This is a genomic window from Streptomyces sp. NPDC002773, from assembly GCF_040295605.1.
GTDB lineage: Bacteria > Actinomycetota > Actinomycetes > Streptomycetales > Streptomycetaceae > Streptomyces.
This window is the reverse complement of the sequence record NZ_JBEOVO010000038.1, coordinates 20112-39764: the sequence shown is the minus strand read 5'-3', so window position 1 is coordinate 39764 and position 19653 is coordinate 20112. Positions and strand designations below refer to the sequence as shown.

Here is a 19653-nt window from a genome sequence, read left to right as displayed (position 1 = left end):
GCGGGGGCGGCCCCGGGCCGTCACGGGCGGGGCCCCTACCCTCACCCTGCCCTGGGGCAGGGTGGTGAGAGGCTCCGCCCTGCCCCGGGGGCCTGGCGATGGGGCCCCCGCCCCGCCCCGGGGCCGCACATACGGGCCCCCTCAGCCGATGGCTGCCACGCGATCCCGGTACGTGCGGGCCGCCGCCGCGTCGCGGTACGGCTCCAGGCGGCGTTCGAAGTCGCGTACGTACTCCACCGCCCGCGCCGACCGCATCTCCGACGCCTGCTGCGCCGCCTCCGCCCCCAGCGCGCACGCCTGGTCGAGTTCGCCGAGGGCGAGCCGGGACGTGGCCAGGACGACCCGGCAGAAGAGCCGGCTGCGGGCGAAGCCGGGCGCGCGGAGCTGGAGGGCGCGTTCGGCGTGCTGGGCGGCGGGGCGGTACTGCTGGAGGTCCCGGTGGCAGTGCCCGAGCTCGTCGGCGAGCTGGGCCTCGTCGAACATCCGGGCCCAGTACGGCACCTCGTCCCCCGGCCGCGCCGCTTCGAGCGCCCGCTCGGCCCGTACGAGCGAGGCACTGCACACCCGCGCCTCACCGAGGACCGCGTGCCCCCGCGCCTCGATCGCGTGCAGCATCGCCTGGACGACGGGCGGCGCCGCGGGCCCGACACCCTGCTGGGCGACCCGCGCGAGCTGCACGGCCTCCCTGCCGTGGCCCAGGTAGACGGCCTGGCAGCTCATGGTGAGGAGCACGTACGAGCCGTAGGCCCGGTCCCCGGCGGCCTGGGCCAGGCGCAGCGCCTGGACGAAGTAGCGCTGGGCGAGGCCGTGGGCGGCGATGTCGTACGAGGTCCAGCCCGCGAGCCGGGTGAGGTCGGCGGCGGCGGCGAAGAGGCGCCGTCCGACGGCCTCCCCGTACGTGCCGCGCAGCATCGGCTCGGTCTCGTGCTCCAGGTACCGTACGAGGGCCTGGCGGGCGTGGCCGCCGCCGTAGGCGTGGTCGAGGGTGCGGAAGAGTTCGGCGACCGAGCGGAGGGCCGCGATGTCCCCGCTGGAGACCCGCTGACCGGGCCCCCGGTCCGTACCCCGCTGCCGGGGCACGGAGAAACGGCCCTGCGCCGGGACCCGGGGGTCGTGGAGGGCACGGGGGTCGTGAGGGGCCCGGGGGTCCTGCGGCACGCGCGTGTCGTGCGAGACGCGGCCGTCCTGCGAGACCCGACCGTCGTGCGGGGCCCGAGGGGCGTGCGGGGCGCGCGTGTCGTGCGCCAGCAGGGAGGCGGCCGCCGGCCGCCCCTCCGTCGTCGCACTCGGCGTCGCCGACCCCGTCGACGACCGCGGGCCCGGCGGCACGTCCCCCCGTGCCACCCGGTCGTCGGCCCGGCCGATCAGCCAGTCGCGGCTGGGGACGACCAGGCCCGCAGGCGTGAAGGCGATCTTGCGGAGTTCGGCATGGCTGCCGGAGTCCTTGCGCCACAGGCCGCTGACGATGTCGACCGCTTCCTCGGGGGTCGCGGCGAACTCCAGACCCGCGTACACCGGCGCGCAGGCGTCCAGGCCGAGGTCCTGGGCGGAGAGGCGCCGGCCGAGACGCCGGGTGAAGACCTCGGCGATGAGCGCGGGCGTGGTGCCGCGCGGCTGCTGCCCGCGGAGCCAGCGGGTCACGGAGGTCTTGTCGTACCGCAGGTCGAGACCGTGTTCAAGGCCGAGCTGGTCCACCCGTCTCGCGAGCCCCGCATGGGAGAACCCGGCTTCGGCGATGAGCGCGGCGAGCTGGCGGTTCGGGATGCGCTGCGGTGGTCGTTCCGTCATCAGCTGTGCGGTCTCCTGCCTTCCGGGTCCGGGCGGCAGCCCCGTCGGACCCTCATGGAACGGCGTGAATTTAGCGGTCCTCACGGCCCGTACCGCCAGCTTCGCCCCACATTCATCCGATCGTGTGAGGATTGACGGCACCGCTGACGTAGGTGCCCCCGTCCACCTGCCGGAGGGGTGTCCCCGGCGCCGCCGTACAGTGGCAGGGGCGCGAATGACGCATCGGTGCCGATCCGGCCCGGGATGATCCCCGGTTCCCGCCCCGGCGCCCAGGAGGAGGCATGGCCGTGAGTGAGTTGCGATTCGTCCGCCTTGGGTTCGGCGGGGAAGCCGTCGACTACCAGGTGGCCTGGGACAAGCAGCGCGAGGTGCACGCCGCGCGGTTCGCGGACGAGATCGACGACACCTGTCTGCTGCTCGAGCATCCGCCGGTCTACACGGCCGGCCGGCGTACGGCGGAGAGCGAGCGCCCGCTCGACGGGACGCCGGTGGTGGACGTCGACCGCGGCGGCAAGATCACCTGGCACGGCCCCGGCCAGCTCGTCGGCTACCCGATCATGAAGCTGCCCCGCCCGGTGGACGTCGTCGCGCACGTCCGCCGCCTCGAGGACGCGCTGATCCTCACGGCCGCCGAGTTCGGCCTCGACACGACCCGGATCGAGGGGCGCAGCGGCGTCTGGGTCCTCGGTGACCCGGTGGAGCAGCGGCCGGCCCTCGGCGGTCTGTCGCTCGACTTCGACCCGCGTCTGAACGACGAGGAGTTCGACCCGCGCCTGAACGGCCCCGAGTACGCTCCGTCCAACGCCGGCCAGCGCCGCGAGGACCGCAAGCTCGCCGCCATCGGCATCCGGGTCGCCAAGGGCGTCACGATGCACGGCTTCTCGTTCAACGTGAACCCGGACAACGCCTGGTTCGACCGGATCATCCCCTGCGGCATCCGCGACGCGGGCGTGACCTCCCTCGCCAACGAGCTGGGCCGGGACGTCTCGATCGCGGAGGTGCTCCCGGTGGTGGAGCGCCATCTGCGGACGGTCCTCGAAGGCGCGGAGCTGAAGCCGCGCGAGATCGAGCGTCCGGGGGAGATGGTCGCGGCTCCGGCCACGGCCACCGCCTCGGCCTGAAGGCCCCCCGGGGAGCCTTGAGGAATGCGGGGCGCTGGCCAGAGGTTGGCCAGACGTAGTAAGGCATGGGAAGCAACGGCGTACCCTGGTGTGCGCCGAAGAATCGAAGCTACAGGAGCCGATGTGTCCGCAGTCGCACCCGACGGACGCAAGATGCTGCGCCTGGAGGTCCGGAACGCCCAGACCCCCATCGAGCGCAAGCCCGAGTGGATCAAGACCCGGGCGAAGATGGGGCCCGAGTACACGAAGATGCAGGGTCTCGTGAAGAGCGAGGGCCTGCACACGGTCTGCCAGGAGGCGGGCTGTCCCAACATCTTCGAGTGCTGGGAGGACCGCGAGGCGACCTTCCTCATCGGTGGTGACCAGTGCACCCGGCGCTGTGACTTCTGCCAGATCGACACGGGCAAGCCCGAGGCCCTCGACCGTGACGAGCCGCGCCGCGTGGGCGAGTCGGTCGTCACGATGGACCTGAACTACGCCACGATCACGGGCGTCGCGCGCGACGACCTGGAGGACGGCGGCGCCTGGCTGTACGCGGAGACCGTGCGCCAGATCCACCAGCAGACGGCGGACCGCGCCGAGGGCCGCACCAAGGTCGAGCTGCTCGCGCCCGACTTCAACGCGGTGCCGGAGCTCCTGGCGGAGGTCTTCGCCTCCCGCCCCGAGGTCTTCGCGCACAACGTGGAGACGGTGCCGCGGATCTTCAAGCGGATCCGTCCCGGTTTCCGTTACGAGCGTTCGCTCGACGTCATCACCCAGGCGCGTGACTACGGTCTGATCACGAAGTCGAACCTGATCCTCGGCATGGGCGAGACCCGCGAGGAGGTCAGCGAGGCGCTCCAGCAGCTGCACGACGCGGGCTGCGAGCTGATCACGATCACCCAGTACCTGCGCCCCTCGGTCCGGCACCACCCGGTGGAGCGCTGGGTGAAGCCGCAGGAGTTCGTGGAGCTGAAGGAGGAGGCCGACGAGATCGGCTTCTCCGGCGTGATGTCGGGCCCGCTCGTCCGATCGTCGTACCGCGCCGGGCGCCTTTACAAACAGGCCATCGAGAAGCGCGGCGCCGTCGACAACGCCTCTCAGGCTGTGTGAATCCGAGCACAAGTAGTTACCGGTCGGTAGTGGCCGGATCCGGCGCGGCCCGTACGCTCCCGCAGTTCAGCGGGTACGTACGGGCCGCGTCGGCGTCCGGGGTACGGCCGCTCGGCCGCATCAACCTTTCATCAGTGTTTGACCACCGGGTCACGCCCTGGTAACACCAATCTGTGAGCCTGGTTTCACTCACCGCCACCGCTGCTCACACCCCCGCCTCGTCTCACCCGCAATCGAGGGAGGACCCCGCCCATGCCGGCCGCATCGACGCACGTCCGCGTCACCGCGATCCCGTCCGTCACCGACGCCCTGAAGGCCGTGGAGGCACTGCTCCTCGGCGCCGGGCAGCGCACCGCACGGCGCAACGCCTGGAATTCCGTCCTGGAGGACCGGCGCCGCGCCAAGGACCGGGTCGAGGCCCAGCACGTGATGGAGGTCGCGTCGGGCCGGACTTCCCGGGCCACGTAAACTTCAGGACATGGCGAGGAAGGCAAACACGGGCAGCGCTGACGCTGCGAACCAGGGGCGGCTCAAGCAGATCGCCCTCACGTACAAGATGACCCGAAAGGCCGACCCTAAGGTCGGACTTGTCGTCGCAGGCGTGGGCATCGTCGTACTCGGTGCCCTCCTCGCGATCGGCTTCCTGATCGGGCACCCGGTCTACCTGGGCATCCTGGGCTTCGTCCTGGCGCTCCTGGCGGCGGCCATCGTGTTCGGGCGGCGCGCCGAGCGCGCGGCCTTCGGGCAGATGGAGGGCCAGCCGGGCGCGGCGGCGGCGGTCCTGCAGAACGTCGGGCGCGGCTGGACGACGACCCCCGCGGTCGCGATGAACCGCAGCCAGGACGTCGTCCACCGGGCGGTCGGCCGGGCCGGCATCGTCCTGGTGGCCGAGGGCAATCCGAATCGGATCAAGCCGCTGCTCGCGGCCGAGAAGAAGCGGATGAGCCGCGTCGTGGTGGACGTGCCGGTGCACGACATCATCGTCGGCGACGGCGAGGGCCAGGTGCCGCTGAAGAAGGTCCGTACGACCATGCTCAAGCTGCCTCGGGTGCTCACCGGCCCGCAGGTGACGGCGGCCAACGACCGGCTTCGGGCGATGGGCGACCTGATGAGCAACATGCCGCTCCCGAAGGGTCCGATGCCGAAGGGCATGCGGATGCCGCGGGGCGGAAAGATGCGCTGACGCGCCCGACCGACTACATGGGAAGGGCCCCGGACCACACGGTCCGGGGCCCTTCTCGCGTACGGGGTGCTCAGATGCGGACCTGGACGGCGCCGGAGAGGCGGTCGTGGAGGCCGCGGCCGTCGCGGTCCCAGATGAGGGCCGGGATCGCCAGGCAGACGAGCAGGGAGCGGAGCGCCACGCGCGGAAGGCCGAGGCGGCCGCCGCGGACCGAGACGACGCCGAGGCCGAAGAGGCGCTTGCCGGGCGTCGAGCCGATGGTGCCGACCGTCAGCACGCTCAAGACGAGGAGGATGCCGAGGGCCCAGTTGCCCGTCGCCTGGTTGTAGCCGTCGGTGATCAGGCCGTATGCGATCAAGAGGCACAGACCCCAGTCGACGGCGAGGGCGCCGAGCCGGCGGCCCGGGCGGGCGATCGAGCCGGGCCCCTCCTCGGGCAGCCCCAGCTGCTGACCGCGGTAGCCGAAGTCGACGCCTGCGTCCTCGGCCGCCGCGCGGGGGCCGGAGAGCCAAGATCCGAGTGCTTGCCTGTTGTCCACCCGACCACGGTACTGCGCCCGTTTTTGATCACTTCGGCCCGGGTCGGCGAACACGGGCCGAATCGGGCGCCGAGCGGGCCCGGGCAGCGGAACGGCACCCACCCCGGTTAACTTCGACGAAACAAATGGGTCATGCTTGAGAAATCCCGTCTGCCTATGGTCGGGTCCAGCGTGTGCCACCGCACTGGCCGCATGACCGAGCTGCAAGCCCGCCCCTCCCCGGGCCGGGAGTAGGAGGAGTTGGATGTCCGAGAAGCACGGGTTCCAGAACGCCGACGAGGTCCAGAAGTTCATCAAGGACAACGACGTCAAGATGGTCGACGTCCGCTTCTGCGACCTTCCGGGCGTGATGCAGCACTTCACGATCCCCGCGACGGCGTTCGACCCGTCCGAGGAGCTCGCCTTCGACGGCTCGTCGATCCGCGGCTTCCAGGCCATCCACGAGTCCGACATGGCGCTCCGCGCCGACCTGTCGACGGCCCGCGTGGACCCCTTCCGCCGCGACAAGACGCTGAACATCAACTTCTTCATCCACGACCCGATCACGGGCGAGCAGTACAGCCGTGACCCGCGGAACATCGCGAAGAAGGCGGAGGCGTACCTCGCCTCCACCGGCATCGCCGACACCGCGTACTTCGGCCCGGAGGCGGAGTTCTACGTCTTCGACTCGGTCCGCTTCGAGACCTCCGCGAACCAGGGCTTCTACCACATCGACTCCGAGGCCGGCGCCTGGAACACCGGTGCGGAGGAGAACAACCGCGGTTACAAGGTCCGCTACAAGGGCGGCTACTTCCCGGCCCCGCCGGTCGACCACTTCGCCGACCTGCGCTCCGAGATCTCCCTGGAGCTGGAGAACGTCGGCCTCCAGGTCGAGCGCCAGCACCACGAGGTCGGCACCGCCGGCCAGGCCGAGATCAACTACAAGTTCAACACGCTGCTCGCCGCGGCCGACGACCTGATGCTCTTCAAGTACATCGTGAAGAACGTCGCCTGGCGCAACGGCAAGACCGCGACCTTCATGCCGAAGCCGATCTTCGGCGACAACGGCTCGGGCATGCACGTCCACCAGTCGCTGTGGGCGAACGGCGACCCGCTGTTCTACGACGAGACGGGCTACGCGGGCCTCTCGGACACCGCCCGCTACTACATCGGCGGCATCCTCAAGCACGCCCCGTCGCTGCTCGCCTTCACCAACCCGACGGTGAACTCGTACCACCGCCTGGTCCCGGGCTTCGAGGCGCCGGTCAACATGGTGTACTCGCAGCGCAACCGCTCCGCGGCCATGCGCATCCCGATCACGGGCTCGAACCCGAAGGCCAAGCGCGTCGAGTTCCGCGCGCCGGACCCGTCCTCGAACCCGTACCTCGCCTTCTCGGCGCTGCTCCTCGCGGGCCTCGACGGCGTCAAGAACAAGATCGAGCCGATGGAGCCGATCGACAAGGACCTGTACGAGCTGGCTCCCGAGGAGCACGCCAACGTCCCGCAGGTCCCGACCAACCTGGAGGCCGTCCTCTCCGCCCTGGAGGCGGACAACGAGTACCTCCAGGCCGGCGGTGTCTTCACCTCCGACCTGATCGAGACGTGGATCGACTACAAGCGCACGAACGAGATCGCCCCGATCCAGCTGCGCCCGCACCCGCACGAGTTCGAGCTGTACTTCGACCTCTAAACCGCGGACGGCCACGTGACGAAGGCCGCCGCCCCGGAAACCCGGGGCGGCGGCCTTCGCCGTTCGGCGACCGCGCCGCTCAGGCCGCTCGTCGCGAGAACGGTTCACGAGGTCGCCGAACCACGCCCTGGACGTCGTTGTGCGGACTGCACGCGCCGCAGCGTCTCGTCGGCCTGGGGTACGCCCATTCCGCTGAGGAGTTCGGCCATCTTGACCCCGATGAAGCCACGGTCCTCCGGGGTCAATCCCCGCAACAGCGCCACGAGCGACCGTTCCCATTCAGCCTGGTCGCTGAGAATGCTCCGGTTCTGCACAGTCCAGTCGAGAACCTCCCGTGCCTGGTCCGGATGGTGCAGCAACCAGAGCCCGGCAAGGCTGTACGGGCCCTGGGCCACCGCCTCGCGGTAGAAGCGATAGGCCTCCCGTCGCTCTTCGCCCCAGCCGGACGGCGTGTCGGGGGTCTGCGAGAGTTGGGGGGCAGCCACCGGCACCGATCGCCCGAACCGGTACGAGATGCCCACCTCCGGAATCTCGAACTCCCCGTGGTCCGTGCCGGCCCGCAGGTTCTGCCTGGCGGCATCGTGGGCGATCCACGGCGGTACTTCCCGCGCCGACAGACGCTCCCTGGTGACGACGACGGGGTCCACAACCCTCCAGGTGACGGAGGCTCGCGTCGACCCTCCGGCCCACGTGTCCGACCGACGGTCCTGGAGGTCCACCACGGCATCGCGCTCCACCAGGGACACCCAGTAGGCTTGATCGAAGCCTCTGCGCCCCACCGAGGTCAGGCGTGGGGCCCGGTAGGGGCACGTCTCATCGCGCTTCGGACGGGCTACGCGCGGTTCCTCCCCAGCCGCGAGAAACACCAGCGCGCGGTCGACCCGGGTGCCGAGCCGGAGACGGAGCAGACTGCGCAGCGGGGAGGCGGTCAGCGGTTCCACGAGAGTGTCGATCATCGCGCCAACTGCCGTGCCCGAACAGAGGAGTCACGCAGGCGGGCGAGGAAGAGCCGGCGCAGGCCGCGGCTTCCGCCGGATGCCTCTGCCAGTGCTCCGATGAAACTTTCCATCCGCGTATCGCCGTCGGGTCCCAGAGAGCGTTCCAATGTCGCAAGCGCCGCCTTCATCGGTTCGTGCAGCTGCTCGTCGTCCAGCGCCCCCAAGACCAGGGGCACGAGGGACTCCCACGTGTCGGCGAACAACTCCGCCAGTGTCACCTTTCGGATACCAGCCCTGATGATCGAGGGGAACCCTCCGGAGCAGAGACTGTGAACCGCTCGGACCGCGTAGGCGTGGCGGGCGGTGCCACGCGGCTCAGCCAGCCAGGCGGTGAGGCGGACGAAGATGCGTCTCCTGTTCGCCTCCTCGGTAAGCATCACGCCGAGCGCGCCGGAGACTGCTTTGTAGATGTCGTCGTCGAGCGAGTCGCCCTTGTCGTCCAAGATCGTGTGGAGCCGGCGAAGAGCGAAGTCAGGCATGGCCAGCCCCAGACTGCCGGCGCAGGACTCCGCCACCGTGCACCGCACCTGTGTCCCCTTGGCGCGGCTCCACTGACTCAGCTGGGCCCGGACAGCGGCGGAGAGCACCACATTCTGGACGAGTTCACCCAGCGCATGGGCAGCGAGTCGCCGGTGCCACCCGACAGAGGAGTGGGCGAACCCGGCGAGCTGCTGCAGGACATGGGAACCTGATGCCTGACAGAGCACCTGCCCGATACGCTGACCCGCGACCCTGTCCACTCCAGGCTCGTACGGCAACTCTCGCACCCACGTCATCAAGACGTCCGAGAAGCCCTCGTAGTCGAGCCACAGCCGCCGGAGGACCTCCTCACCCAGGTGCCTGCCCCGAAAGGCCACCGGCTCGATCCAGTACCGGCGGCCGCGCACCACCCCGGCGGTCCGGGGTAGCAGCCGGGCCTGCACCTTCGCTAGACGCGCGTCGATGTCACGGCCCAGCAGGTCATCACTCACCGCCACGGGTAGCGTCCGCGTGACGCGTGCCTCGAGCAGCGGTCTCAGGAGGGTGGCGGACCGCTCCACGACCGAGCGGTCCTGTTCCTCGAGCAGAGCGATGGCCGCGGTCAACGCCAGGTCGCCCACGCTGTGCCGCACACCCGCCAGCAGTTCCCCTGCCGCCTCGGCCGTACCGACGCGGAGATTGACAGCCGCAGCCTCGGGCGTCCGGCCGTTTGCCGCGTACTCCCGCAGCTCCTCGGCCACCTCGACGCCGGCGATCGGACGCCTCCCCGCCTCCAGATAGTCCTTGAACGGAAAGAGCTCCAGGGCTCCGACCGCTTTCCTCAGCTCTTCCGCGCTGAGCGCTCCCTCGTCTGCCAGGGCCTTCAGGCGCGCCCGCGCCACGTCGCGGGGCGATGGTGCGTAGTGATCTCGGCACCAGGGAGCGGCCGCTCGCGGCAGTGCGGTCATCCGGTTCACGACAACGATCAGATACGCGTCCTTGACACGGAGATGATCGGTGAGCTGGTTGAAAGCCACTTCGTCGAGGCGTCCCCCTGCTTCCGGCGCGATGCCCTGGACCACGTACCCGCCCGACGTCGATGGTGACCAACTGGTCAGGTCGGTGGACGAGTCGAGACCGATGACCCGGCCCTTCCCGGTGACATCTTGGACCAGAGCAAACGCGGCCGTACTGGTGCCGCTGCCGGACTCGCCACGCAGCAGCAGCACTCGACGGCCGAGGAGGGCTTCCTTGCAAGGGGCATAGGACTGCGTCTCGACAAAGCCACGCAGACGGTCGCCGACCTCCTCTGCCGGATAGGGGCCCTCGCGGAAGCGTGGCTTGGTGATCTTTCCGTCTGCTTCGTCGTCGACGACCGCGTAGTAGTTGTTGGTGTGGTTGACGGAGCCGTGGACAACTCCCATGACCCCGACCCCGTTTCCCACCCGCTGCCGGTTGTCGTCATACGTTGTCTGTCCGCCCGGCGCGGGTTCCGCAGCCCGCTCCGAGGCTTCGACCGCCTGTGGGCGGGCCACTTCGGCTGCTTCGTCAGGAGCCCACCCCGATCCGGCGGTCACCGCTGGTCCCCGGACGCGCCGGTGTTCTTGGTGCCCGAGACGTTGTCCCCGCCGCCCCAGTGCTGGTTGGTGGCGTTGTTGTGCGTGGCACCGCCCTGATAGCTGACACCGCCGCCCACGTCGCCCATGACGGCCATGCCCTCGCGGACCTCCTGCGTGTTGCCGTGATAGCTCCTCCCCACTTGCTCGCCGGAACTGGCGGACGACCCGGTCGTCTCGTCGGACTCGCGCGGCGGGTCGGAGTCCAGCACGCCCGCTCGGAAGAGGCTGGCGGAGGGGGAGGGGATGAACAGCCAGGCCCGCTGTGCGAACGGCTTCCCTTCGACCGTGGCGGGCACCTCGATGCACCGGTCCGGGTGCAGGCCCGCGTAGCCACCCAGCACCGCGTCCTCGTACACCCGGTCCGAGAGGATCGCCGCCAGATGAGTGGTCTGCTCGCTGGACGAGGCCAACACCGCCTTGACCGGCCGGGAGTCCAGCAGCCGGTGGGTGTCGTTGCGGGGCGTTCCGTTGCCGTCACTCGGTCGGCCCTCGTCCGGCAGCGGGCCGACGTGCACGCTGGCCCGCAGACGGATGCGGGGGCCGACCGACAGCGCGTTGTACTGAGCCAGCACCTCATCCAGTACGTTCAGGAACGGCCAGATGACGAAGGGCAGGTGCGTCGGATCGAACCCGAAGACGATGCCGTCCCCCGTGCTGGCGGGAAACCTCTTGTCGTGCTGCACATCAGTCAGCCCAGCCTTGACCAGGGCCTGGTCGACGAGCTCGGGAATCATCTGGCTGACGGGAGCGTGCAGAACCGCCGGGAGGCCGGTGAAGTCCTTGGCATCGACGGCCAGCACAGCCTTGTAGGGCGGCAGGGGACGACTCTCGGTCCATGGTGCAGGTAGCTGCTGGGACATGGGCGACCTCCAAGGAAGCAGGGACCGCAGGTCCGCGGCCTGCCGCAAGCCTCGCCGGAGACGCGCTCACCGAATGCCCAGCGCTGTGCGCCTGGGAGGTGGTGACCATCACAACTTCTTGGTCCCGGCCGCCCAGCTACGGAGCGTGTCCATGTCGCGGATCGTGATCACCCGCCGTGCCGTGTCCACCGCTCCGGCCTGACGCAGTTCGTGGAGACTGCCGACAATGGCATTCCGGGTGACACCGATGGCCTGGGCAAGCTCTTCCTGGGTCAGCCCTGTCAGCCGCAACGGCCCGTCGTCACTGACCGGTACGGGTCCCATGAGGTCTGCCAGACGCACGAGCGACCGGGCCAGACGTGTAGGGATGGAAAGCCGCTGCAGTTCGGCATGTCTCAGGTCGGACTCACGGAGGCGGGCAAGGGTCTGCTGCATCAGCTCCATGACCAGGCCCCGGCGCTCCACGAAGGCGCGGAACCTCTCGGCTTCCAGCGTCACAGCCTTGCAGGGCCGCAGTGCGATGACATCGGCGATCCGTACCTGGTGATCGAAGACGGCCACCTCACCCAGCAAGTCACCGGGGCCACGGAAGGCGAGCAATGTGGATTCCCCGCTCTCCTCGCGTCTTACGACCTTGACCAGCCCATCGGTGAGCGCCAGCAGGTGGGTTCCTAGTGCGCCCTGACGCAATATGGTGCTGCCGGCCCGGAACCGTCGTTCCACGCCGAGGCCGCACAGCTCCTGCCACACGTCCGGGGACAGGCGCTGGCCACAACCTGGAACTTTTCGGGAGTCCACCGTCATAACGCGGTTCTATCTCTGGGGGACTGCCTCCCTCCGGTGGTTCGCTCTCGATGGCTTGATACGTGTGGTTGCATCGACAATAAGGCGGAGGAGCCACTGGCCCGGGCTCCCAGGACGGCGGCCCCTCCGCGACTTCTGGTCCCCTCAGCGTCCGTAGCGGATGAACGTGCGGACCATGCGGCAGGTCGTGTCCGAGGGCGGGTGGATGCCGAGTTGGGTGGCCGTGGTGCGTATCGTCGTGTTCGTGGCCTTCGACGGGACGTAGACGCCGGCGTCGAGGAGGGCGATCGCGAGGCGCATGGCCTTCAGGCGCCGGTTGTGCGTGACGTACCACTCGCGGGGGCGGCCCGCGGGAAGGGGCTTCCTCTGGAGGGGCTTCCAGGGTTCGATGGACGGCGTCCGGATCACGGCGAGAGCCATGGGCTACCTCCTGGCGAACGGTGGTGGGGGCCCTCCCCGGGACCCTCACCTTCACCCCCCATTCTAGTGGCCCCCACTGACAATCGCCCCTGGCCAGACAGGGTTTGAGGGGTCGCGGAGGAAGGTTTGGCGGGTACCGTGGTGCGCATGGAGATCTGGATCAATCCCGCCTGTTCCAAGTGCCGCAGCGCCCTCACCCTTCTCGACGCCGAGGGCGCCGACTACACCGTGCGGCGCTATCTGGAGGACGTGCCCTCGCCGGAGGAGATCTCGCGCGTGCTCGAGCGGCTCGGGCTCGAACCGTGGGACATCACCCGGACCCAGGAGGCCGTCGCCAAGGAGCTCGGGGTGAAGGAGTGGCCCCGGGACGCAGACAACCGCGACCGGTGGATCGAGGCGCTCTCCGCGCACCCCAAGCTGATCCAGCGGCCCATCATCACCGCCGAGGACGGTACCGCCGTCGTCGGCCGGTCCGAGGAGGCCGTGCGGGACGCGCTGTCCCGCTGACACGGAGCGACGACATGGTGCTCGGCAACGATCTGCATCTGGAACTCGGCGCCGGCGGCGGGCGGCGGGCCGCGCTCATCGGGGCCCTGCGCGACGCCGTGCGCGGCGGGCGGCTCGCCCCCGGGACCCGGCTGCCGCCCTACCGGGCGCTCGCCGCCGACCTCGGAGTCGCCCGGAACACCGTCGCCGACGCGTACGCCGAGCTGGTCGCCGAAGGCTGGCTCACCTCCCGGCAGGGCTCCGGGACCCGCGTCGCCGACCGGGTCGCCGCGCCCGCCCCCGGGCCCGTGCGGCCCGCCTCGCCGCCGCCGCTCCCGTACGACCTCGTCCAGGGCAAGCCCGACCCCGGCGCCTTCCCCCGCGCGGCCTGGCTCGCGGCGGCCCGGCGGGCCCTGACGGACGCACCGCACGAGGCCTTCGGGATCGGCGACCCGCAGGGCCGGATCGAACTGCGCCGGGCCCTCGTCGAATACCTCGCGCGGGTGCGGGGCGTGCGGACCTCCCCGGACCGGATCGTGATCTGCTCGGGCGCCGCGCACGCCCTGCGGCTGCTCGCGCCCCTGCTCGGTACGGCTGCCCCCTGGGCGGTCGAGGCCTACGGGCTGCCCTTCCACCGCGGGCTCCTTGCCGGGGCCGGCGTCTCCACGGTGCCGGTGGCCGTCGACGAGGACGGGGCGCGGGTCGGGGAGATCCCCCGCCACGCGGGCGCGGTGCTGCTCACCCCCGCCCACCAGTTCCCCACAGGGGGGCCGCTGCACCCCGAGCGCAGGACCGGCGTCCTGGAGTGGGCGCGGGCCTCCGGTGGCCTGGTCGTCGAGGACGACTACGACGGGGAGTTCCGCTACGACCGGCGGCCGGTCGGCGCCGTCCAGGGCCTCGACCCCGAACGGACCGTCTTCATCGGCTCCGTCAGCAAGAGCCTCTCCCCCGCCCTCCGGATCGGCTGGATGTGCCTGCCCTCGGCGCTCGTCGACGGGGTCGTCGCGGCCAAGGGCGAGCGCGAGCCGTACGCCTCCGCGACGGACCAGCTCACCCTCGCGGACTTCCTCGCCTGCGGCGCGTACGACCGGCACGTCCGGCGGATGCGGCAGCGGCACCGGGGGCGGCGCGACCGGCTGACGGCGGCGCTCGCGGAGCGGGTGCCGGGGGTACGGGTGACGGGGATCGCCGCCGGATTGCACGCCGTCCTCAAGCTGCCCCCCGGCACGGAGGCAGCCGCGCTCGACGCGGCGGCCCGGCACGGGGTCGCCGTCGAGGGCCTCGCCTCCTACCGCCACCCCGAGGCCCCTGCCCCGACCCACCCGGACGGCCTCGTCGTCGGCTACGCCACCCCGCCGGAACGGCTGTACGGGGCGGCCCTCGACGCCTTGTGCGACGCGCTGCGGGATGGGCTGCGGGACGGGACCTAGCGCGCGGTCGCGCCTCCCGCCGCCGCCCTCTCCGCCTCCGTCAGGATCTCCGTCAGGCGCAGGCCGAAGCGGGCGTCGCACGCGTGGGGTCGTCCTGTGCGGGCCGCCGTGACGAGGGCGTCCACGGCCGCGCCGAAGGCGTCCACCGCGCCGTCCCAGCGGGGCAGTTCGGCTCTGCCCCCGCTGCCGTACAGCGTGAGGGCCGCCTCCGCCGCCTCCGGTGGGGCGCTGAGGGTGAGCGTGGCGGTGCTGCTCGCGCCGGAGGTGTGCCGCAGGACCAGGTGGTGGGTGTCGTCAGGGCCTGGCACCGCGGTGATCGCCGTGACGTCGCCGAGGACCGGCAGGTAGACCGAGAGGACGTGCGGGCCCACGTCCCACAAGCCGCCCTTCTCCCGCCGCCACGGGGAGTCCGCGTACGCGCTCGCGGAGCCCCGCCCGTAGAGCGAGCCAAGCCAGTGTGCCTCGCCGAGGAACCAGCCGCCGGCCGCCGCCTGTTCCTCGATCCAGCGGGCCGTCGGCTCCGCGAACCGCAGCGTGCAGAAGACCACCGAGGCGACCCCCGCCGCCCCGACCGCCTCGGCCACCTCGCGCGCCCCGGCGACCGTCGTCGCGACCGGCTTGTCGAGGAGGACGTGGCACCCGGCCTCCGCGGCCCGTACCGCCAGCGGGGCCTGTACGTCCGGCGGGAGCGCGAGGGCGACGGCGTCGCTGGCCGCGAAGAGTGCGTCCACGTCGTCGTACGCGCGCGTGCCGGACGCGGCGGCGAGCGCGGCCGCCGCCTCGGGGCGTCTGCCCCACACCCCGCTGAACTCGATCCCCGGATGCCGGGCGAGCGCGGGCGCGTGCGTGCGGCCGGCCCAGGGGCCGGTGCCGAGAAGTCCGATACGGGGCTTCGCGCCCAGGTGCTTCGCCATGCCCCCAGTCTGCCGGGTGGCAGTGACAACCCGGTCCCCGCCTGCCGTTTCCCGCCTGTCGTTGCCGCCTGACTCGCGCCGCCTGCCCTCCCTTCCCCGCCGAAACCCGCTGGCGGCCCACCCCCCGTCCGGTGTTAGCGTTTCCGGGCCGGCCGCGGGACTCCGGTGCGACTTCCGGAACCTGCCTCTGAAGCAACGTCTTCGCTGTTCGTGCCCTCATTCCCCGGCCGGCACCCACAAGAAGGGGAGAGCCTTGTCCGAGCTCGTCGCCGCCGAGGACGTGCTCCTCTTCGTGAACGCCGCCGTGACCGCCACCGGTCAGCGCGAGTTCCGTTCCACCGCCGCCGCGCAGCACTTCTCGCTCCGCTTCGTCCACGAGTACGTACGGGTCAACTACCGGCCCGTGTACGCCGCCGCCCTCGCGCTCGACATCAACCACCACAACGCCGCTCTCATCGTCGAGCAGCTGCTGCGCACCGCCGACGAGGCGGGCGGGGCCGAGGAGAAGCGGGCCGAGGGGCGGCTGATCGGCGCGCGGCTCGCGCTGCTCCCGCCGCAGCGGGTCTACCGGCTGTTCCGCACGCTGCGCTCGGCCGGGGTCAACAACCGGCGCACGCGCGCGATCACGCGCGCGTGGCTCGCGGCCCGCCCCGATCCGGCCCTGGACGCGGTGAAGTACCGGAGCGGTCTGAAGGCCGCCCTGCGGCACGTCCACGGGCGGCTGCCCGACCCCGAGACGGGTGACTTCCTCTTCGCGCCGGGCCGCCGGGTCCGGTACGAGAACCAGACGCTCGACGCGTTCCGCCGGGCCCGTTACGAGCAGGGCGCGCTGTACGAGCTGCCGTTCACGGTCGCGGAGGGGTTCGCCGCGAAGCACGGCGTGCCGCGCGCGGTGTTCCTTGAGCGGATCGCGCCCCGCATGACCCGCCTCGAACAGCTCCGGACGGAGCGGGCCGCCGACCTGTCCGTCATGCCGCTGACCCGTCTCGCCCTGTACGTCCTCTCGTTGCCGTTCGGCGATCGGGTGGAGCGGCGGGCCGAGCTGACGGGTGCGCTGCGCGCGGCGGCCCGGCGCGCGGCGGGCCCGTACGCCGGGAGCTGGGGGCGGGTCGCGGCCGTCCTCGACGACAGCTTCTCCTCCTCGGGTTCGGCGGTGAAGCGGCGCCGTCCGCTGGCCGTGGCGCTCGGCTGCCACTACCTCCTGGAGGCCCTCGCGGCGCCGGGGGCGTACACCCCGCTGTGGACCTCGGGCGGCAGCGATCCGCTGCTCGTGCGGCCGTACGGGCCGACTCCTCTGGGCCTGCGGATCCTCGACGCCCTCGACAGCGGCCCCGACCGGCTGGTGATCGTCTCGGACGGCTGGGACAACGCCCCGCCGGGGCTCGCGGGCGAGGTGCTGCGGGTGTGGCGGACACGGCTCGATCCGGAGCGGCGGACGAGCGTGACGCACCTGAACCCCGTATACGACGCGGAGGGTTTCGACGTACGGCGGCTCGCCCCGAGCGTGCCCGCCGCCGGGATCCGGGACGCGGAGGATCTGGCGGCGCTCGTGGAGATCGCGCAGTTCGCCGAGGGACGGACGGGGTTCGCGGAGCTGCGGGCCTATCTGGACCGGCGGGTGGAGCTGTTCTTGGGGGCGGCGGCGGGAGAGGGTGCCGGGACATCGGCGGGAGAGGGGGCCGGGGGATGACCCGGATCGATCTGACCGGGCTTGACGCGCGGCCGGCGCAGGTGTGGGGCGGGGTGCGGCTCGTGCCGCTGGTGCGGGACGAGCCGGTGCCGGGGCTGCGGCTGAGCCGCGAGGTCTACGAGGGGTTCGGGGCCGTGGATCTGCCCGACCGGACCACCTACACCTCGTACATCCCGCACGGTTTCGTCGCCGACTGGACGGGGACCGGGGCGGGGGCGGGCGCGGCTGCGGGCGGGGAGGCCGCCGCGTACGGGACCCGGCTGGGCGGGGACGGGGCGCCGCCCTCCTGTGTGCCCGTGCGGCGGATCCAGCGGATGGCCAAGCGCCGCCAGGGGGAACGGAGGCTGCGATTCCTGCCGTTGCACCTCGCTCTCGAGGGCTATCTCGCGCTGCACTTCGGCGGTCCTTCCGTGGTCTGGGACGACTGGTCGCGCGAGGCGCTGCGGCACGGGCTCTCGCCGCGTGCCGAGGCGGCGTACGCGGGGTGGACGGTGCCGGGGCTCGCGGAGGCGCTGCGGGTCTTCGAGCTCCACCCGGGGCAGTGCGGGATGCTCCTGTACGTGGCCGACGCGCTGGCCGCCGCCTTCGTGGCGCCGCACCCGGACGACTACCGCCTGCTGCATCCGACGCTCGTGGAGGACCTGTACGGGGAGCTGGTGCACCAGTACGCGTACTACGGCGGGCCCGTGCCCGAGTTCACGGCGCGGATCCGGGACGGGGCCGGCGGCATCCGTACCCTCGCCGACCTGCGGGCGGCGGCCCGGGAGCAGGAGCGGGCCTGGGCAGTGGCGCACGACGGGCTGATGGCGCGGGACCTCCTGGAGACCTCGTACGCCTTCGAGCGGGTGTACCGGGCGGGTCCTTTCGACCTGTACCGGTTCCTGCCGCCGTTCCAGCGCGGCGGGCGGGAGCAGCACATCGGGGAGCTGATCACCGACCGCAAGGGCCGGGCGGCCTATCTGAAGACGTTCCGGCTCTCCGAGAACCAGATCCGGAAGGGCCATCTGCTCCAGCGGCTCGCCTCCTGCGACTGGCATCTGGAGCGGACCGCGGAGGCGCTCGGGACCTCGTACGCCGAGGTGGTGCGGCGGGTGAGGGGCGCGGGGCTCGACGCGCTCCTGGACGCGCACACCGTCGCACAGCGGCTGCGGGAAAAACAGGAAAGCTGAGTAACACGGGGTTCACATTCGGGCAACCGACGGGAAATCCCGTGTTGCGAAGCTGCGACCGGACACAGACACACCGCAGCTTCTCGCAGCGCCGCGAGCCGTTGCGATTCCCGCAGCAGCACGCCCAAAGGATGAGGCCCGTGACCTTCAAGGCTGAGTACATCTGGATCGACGGCACCGAGCCGACCGCGAAGCTTCGTTCGAAGACGAAGATCATCGTGGGCGGCGGCGCCGCGCTCGACGAGCTGCCGATCTGGGGCTTCGACGGTTCCAGCACGAACCAGGCCAAGGGCCACGCCTCGGACCGCGTCCTCAAGCCGGTCTTCGTCTGCCCGGACCCGATCCGCGGCGGCGACGACATCCTGGTGCTGTGCGAGGTCCTCAACACGGACATGACGCCGCACGAGTCCAACACGCGTGCCGCGCTCGCCGAGGTGGCCGCGAAGTACGCCGCGCAGGAGCCGATCTTCGGCATCGAGCAGGAGTACACCTTCTTCGAGGGCGACCGCCCGCTCGGCTTCCCCGTCGGCGGCTTCCCCGCCGCGCAGGGCGGCTACTACTGCGGCGTCGGCTCGGACGAGATCTTCGGCCGTGACGTCGTCGAGGCGCACCTGGAGAACTGCCTCACCGCGGGTCTGGGCATCTCCGGCATCAACGCCGAGGTCATGCCGGGCCAGTGGGAGTTCCAGGTCGGTCCGCTGGCTCCCCTCACGGTCTCGGACCAGCTGTGGGTGGCCCGCTGGCTGCTGTACCGCACGGCCGAGGACTTCAAGATCTCCGCGACCCTGGACCCGAAGCCGGTGAAGGGCGACTGGAACGGCGCGGGAGCGCACACCAACTTCTCCACGAAGGCGATGCGCGAGGGCTACGACGCGATCATCACCGCCGCCGAGTCCCTGGGCGAGGGCTCGAAGCCGCTCGACCACGTCAAGAACTACGGCGCCGGCATCGACGACCGCCTCACCGGCCTGCACGAGACCGCCCCGTGGGACCAGTACTCCTACGGCGTCTCGGACCGCGGCGCCTCGGTCCGCATCCCGTGGCAGGTCGAGCAGGACCAGAAGGGCTACATCGAGGACCGCCGCCCGAACGCGAACGTGGACCCGTACGTGGTGACCCGCCTCCTGGTGGACACCTGCTGCGAGGCCCTGGAGAAGGCCGGCCAGGTCTGATCCCGCGGTTCTTCCTTCCGGAAGGGGCGCCCACCGTTTCACACGGTGGGCGCCCCTTCCGTCATGTGGTCAGGACGACACGGGTTCCGCCCGGTTGAGGGATGCTCACCGGCATTCCCTTCTGGTTGAATAGGGATATGGCCATCTCACGGAACGACAGCGCGACGGGTCGTCACGACCTCGAGCCGTTCTGGCCTTCCCGGCAGCATCACGACTTCGACCGGGTGTGTTGCCGCGCGAG

General features: G+C 71.2%; 18 protein-coding genes. 10 read left to right on the top strand and 8 right to left on the bottom strand.

What is annotated here, in order from left to right:
- Nucleotides 1–141: 141 nt before the first annotated feature.
- Nucleotides 142–1788 (bottom strand): NsdA family TPR-like regulatory protein, encoded by a 1647-nt coding sequence (locus ABT034_RS30620; protein ID WP_351220328.1) that lies wholly within the window; start codon nt 1786–1788, stop codon nt 142–144.
- 287 nt (nt 1789–2075) lie between these two features.
- Between ABT034_RS30620 and lipB the strand changes: the two genes are divergently transcribed.
- The 4 genes from lipB to ABT034_RS30600 all read left to right on the top strand — a co-directional run bounded on the left by lipB (nt 2076) and on the right by ABT034_RS30600 (nt 5184).
- Nucleotides 2076–2909: a lipoyl(octanoyl) transferase LipB gene (gene lipB, locus ABT034_RS30615; RefSeq protein ID WP_351220327.1), complete on the top strand. Its 834-nt coding sequence runs from the start codon at nt 2076–2078 to the stop codon at nt 2907–2909.
- A gap of 123 nt (nt 2910–3032) precedes the next feature.
- Nucleotides 3033–4001 carry a lipoyl synthase gene (gene lipA / locus ABT034_RS30610; protein WP_351220326.1) on the top strand — a complete coding sequence of 323 codons (969 nt, stop codon included), beginning with the start codon at nt 3033–3035 and terminating at the stop codon, nt 3999–4001.
- Between the two features lie 252 nt (nt 4002–4253).
- A complete protein-coding gene (locus ABT034_RS30605) occupies nt 4254–4469 on the top strand; it encodes an SCO2195 family GlnR-regulated protein (RefSeq protein ID WP_030208220.1) in 216 nt (71 codons plus the stop codon).
- Nucleotides 4470–4479: 10 nt separating this feature from the next.
- A complete protein-coding gene (locus ABT034_RS30600) occupies nt 4480–5184 on the top strand; it encodes a DUF4191 domain-containing protein (protein ID WP_351220325.1) in 705 nt (234 codons plus the stop codon).
- Between the two features lie 70 nt (nt 5185–5254).
- Here ABT034_RS30600 and ABT034_RS30595 read toward each other — a convergent pair whose 3' ends face one another.
- Complete coding sequence (locus ABT034_RS30595; protein WP_351220324.1) at nt 5255–5722, bottom strand: RDD family protein; 468 nt, start codon at nt 5720–5722, stop codon at nt 5255–5257.
- A gap of 244 nt (nt 5723–5966) precedes the next feature.
- Between ABT034_RS30595 and glnA the strand changes: the two genes are divergently transcribed.
- Nucleotides 5967–7391 (top strand): type I glutamate--ammonia ligase, encoded by a 1425-nt coding sequence (gene glnA / locus ABT034_RS30590; protein ID WP_351220323.1) that lies wholly within the window; start codon nt 5967–5969, stop codon nt 7389–7391.
- Between the two features lie 104 nt (nt 7392–7495).
- On the opposite strand, the gene ABT034_RS30585 is transcribed toward glnA, so the two are convergent.
- The 5 genes from ABT034_RS30585 to ABT034_RS30565 form a co-directional block, all read right to left on the bottom strand.
- Nucleotides 7496–8347, bottom strand: coding sequence for a hypothetical protein (locus ABT034_RS30585; protein ID WP_351220322.1), 852 nt, complete (start codon nt 8345–8347; stop codon nt 7496–7498).
- Nucleotides 8344–10425 (bottom strand): hypothetical protein, encoded by a 2082-nt coding sequence (locus ABT034_RS30580; RefSeq protein WP_351220321.1) that lies wholly within the window; start codon nt 10423–10425, stop codon nt 8344–8346. The genes ABT034_RS30585 and ABT034_RS30580 overlap by 4 nt, the downstream gene beginning before the upstream one ends.
- Nucleotides 10422–11327, bottom strand: coding sequence for a hypothetical protein (locus ABT034_RS30575; RefSeq protein ID WP_351220320.1), 906 nt, complete (start codon nt 11325–11327; stop codon nt 10422–10424). The genes ABT034_RS30580 and ABT034_RS30575 overlap by 4 nt, the downstream gene beginning before the upstream one ends.
- Before the next feature lie 108 nt (nt 11328–11435).
- On the bottom strand, nt 11436–12131 hold the full coding sequence (locus ABT034_RS30570) for a Crp/Fnr family transcriptional regulator (protein WP_351220319.1): 696 nt from the start codon (nt 12129–12131) through the stop codon (nt 11436–11438).
- 144 nt (nt 12132–12275) lie between these two features.
- Nucleotides 12276–12551, bottom strand: a complete 276-nt coding sequence (locus ABT034_RS30565) for a hypothetical protein (protein WP_351220318.1) — start codon at nt 12549–12551, stop codon at nt 12276–12278.
- Nucleotides 12552–12698: 147 nt separating this feature from the next.
- On the opposite strand from ABT034_RS30565, the gene ABT034_RS30560 reads away from it, so the two are divergent.
- Nucleotides 12699–13058: an arsenate reductase family protein gene (locus ABT034_RS30560; protein ID WP_351220317.1), complete on the top strand. Its 360-nt coding sequence runs from the start codon at nt 12699–12701 to the stop codon at nt 13056–13058.
- A gap of 14 nt (nt 13059–13072) precedes the next feature.
- Nucleotides 13073–14467 carry a MocR-like pyridoxine biosynthesis transcription factor PdxR gene (gene pdxR / locus ABT034_RS30555; RefSeq protein WP_351220316.1) on the top strand — a complete coding sequence of 465 codons (1395 nt, stop codon included), beginning with the start codon at nt 13073–13075 and terminating at the stop codon, nt 14465–14467.
- On the opposite strand, the gene ABT034_RS30550 is transcribed toward pdxR, so the two are convergent.
- A complete protein-coding gene (locus ABT034_RS30550; RefSeq protein ID WP_351220315.1) occupies nt 14464–15381 on the bottom strand; it encodes a Gfo/Idh/MocA family protein in 918 nt (305 codons plus the stop codon). The genes pdxR and ABT034_RS30550 overlap by 4 nt on opposite strands.
- Before the next feature lie 253 nt (nt 15382–15634).
- Here ABT034_RS30550 and ABT034_RS30545 point away from each other — a divergent pair, with 253 nt between their 5' ends.
- From ABT034_RS30545 to glnII, 3 genes are all read left to right on the top strand, one after another.
- Nucleotides 15635–17071, top strand: coding sequence for a hypothetical protein (locus ABT034_RS30545; protein WP_351220314.1), 1437 nt, complete (start codon nt 15635–15637; stop codon nt 17069–17071).
- Nucleotides 17068–18240 (top strand): ARPP-2 domain-containing protein, encoded by a 1173-nt coding sequence (locus ABT034_RS30540; protein ID WP_351220313.1) that lies wholly within the window; start codon nt 17068–17070, stop codon nt 18238–18240. The genes ABT034_RS30545 and ABT034_RS30540 overlap by 4 nt, the downstream gene beginning before the upstream one ends.
- Nucleotides 18241–18380: 140 nt before the next feature.
- Nucleotides 18381–19412 (top strand): glutamine synthetase, encoded by a 1032-nt coding sequence (gene glnII / locus ABT034_RS30535; RefSeq protein WP_351220312.1) that lies wholly within the window; start codon nt 18381–18383, stop codon nt 19410–19412.
- Nucleotides 19413–19653 lie beyond the last annotated feature (241 nt).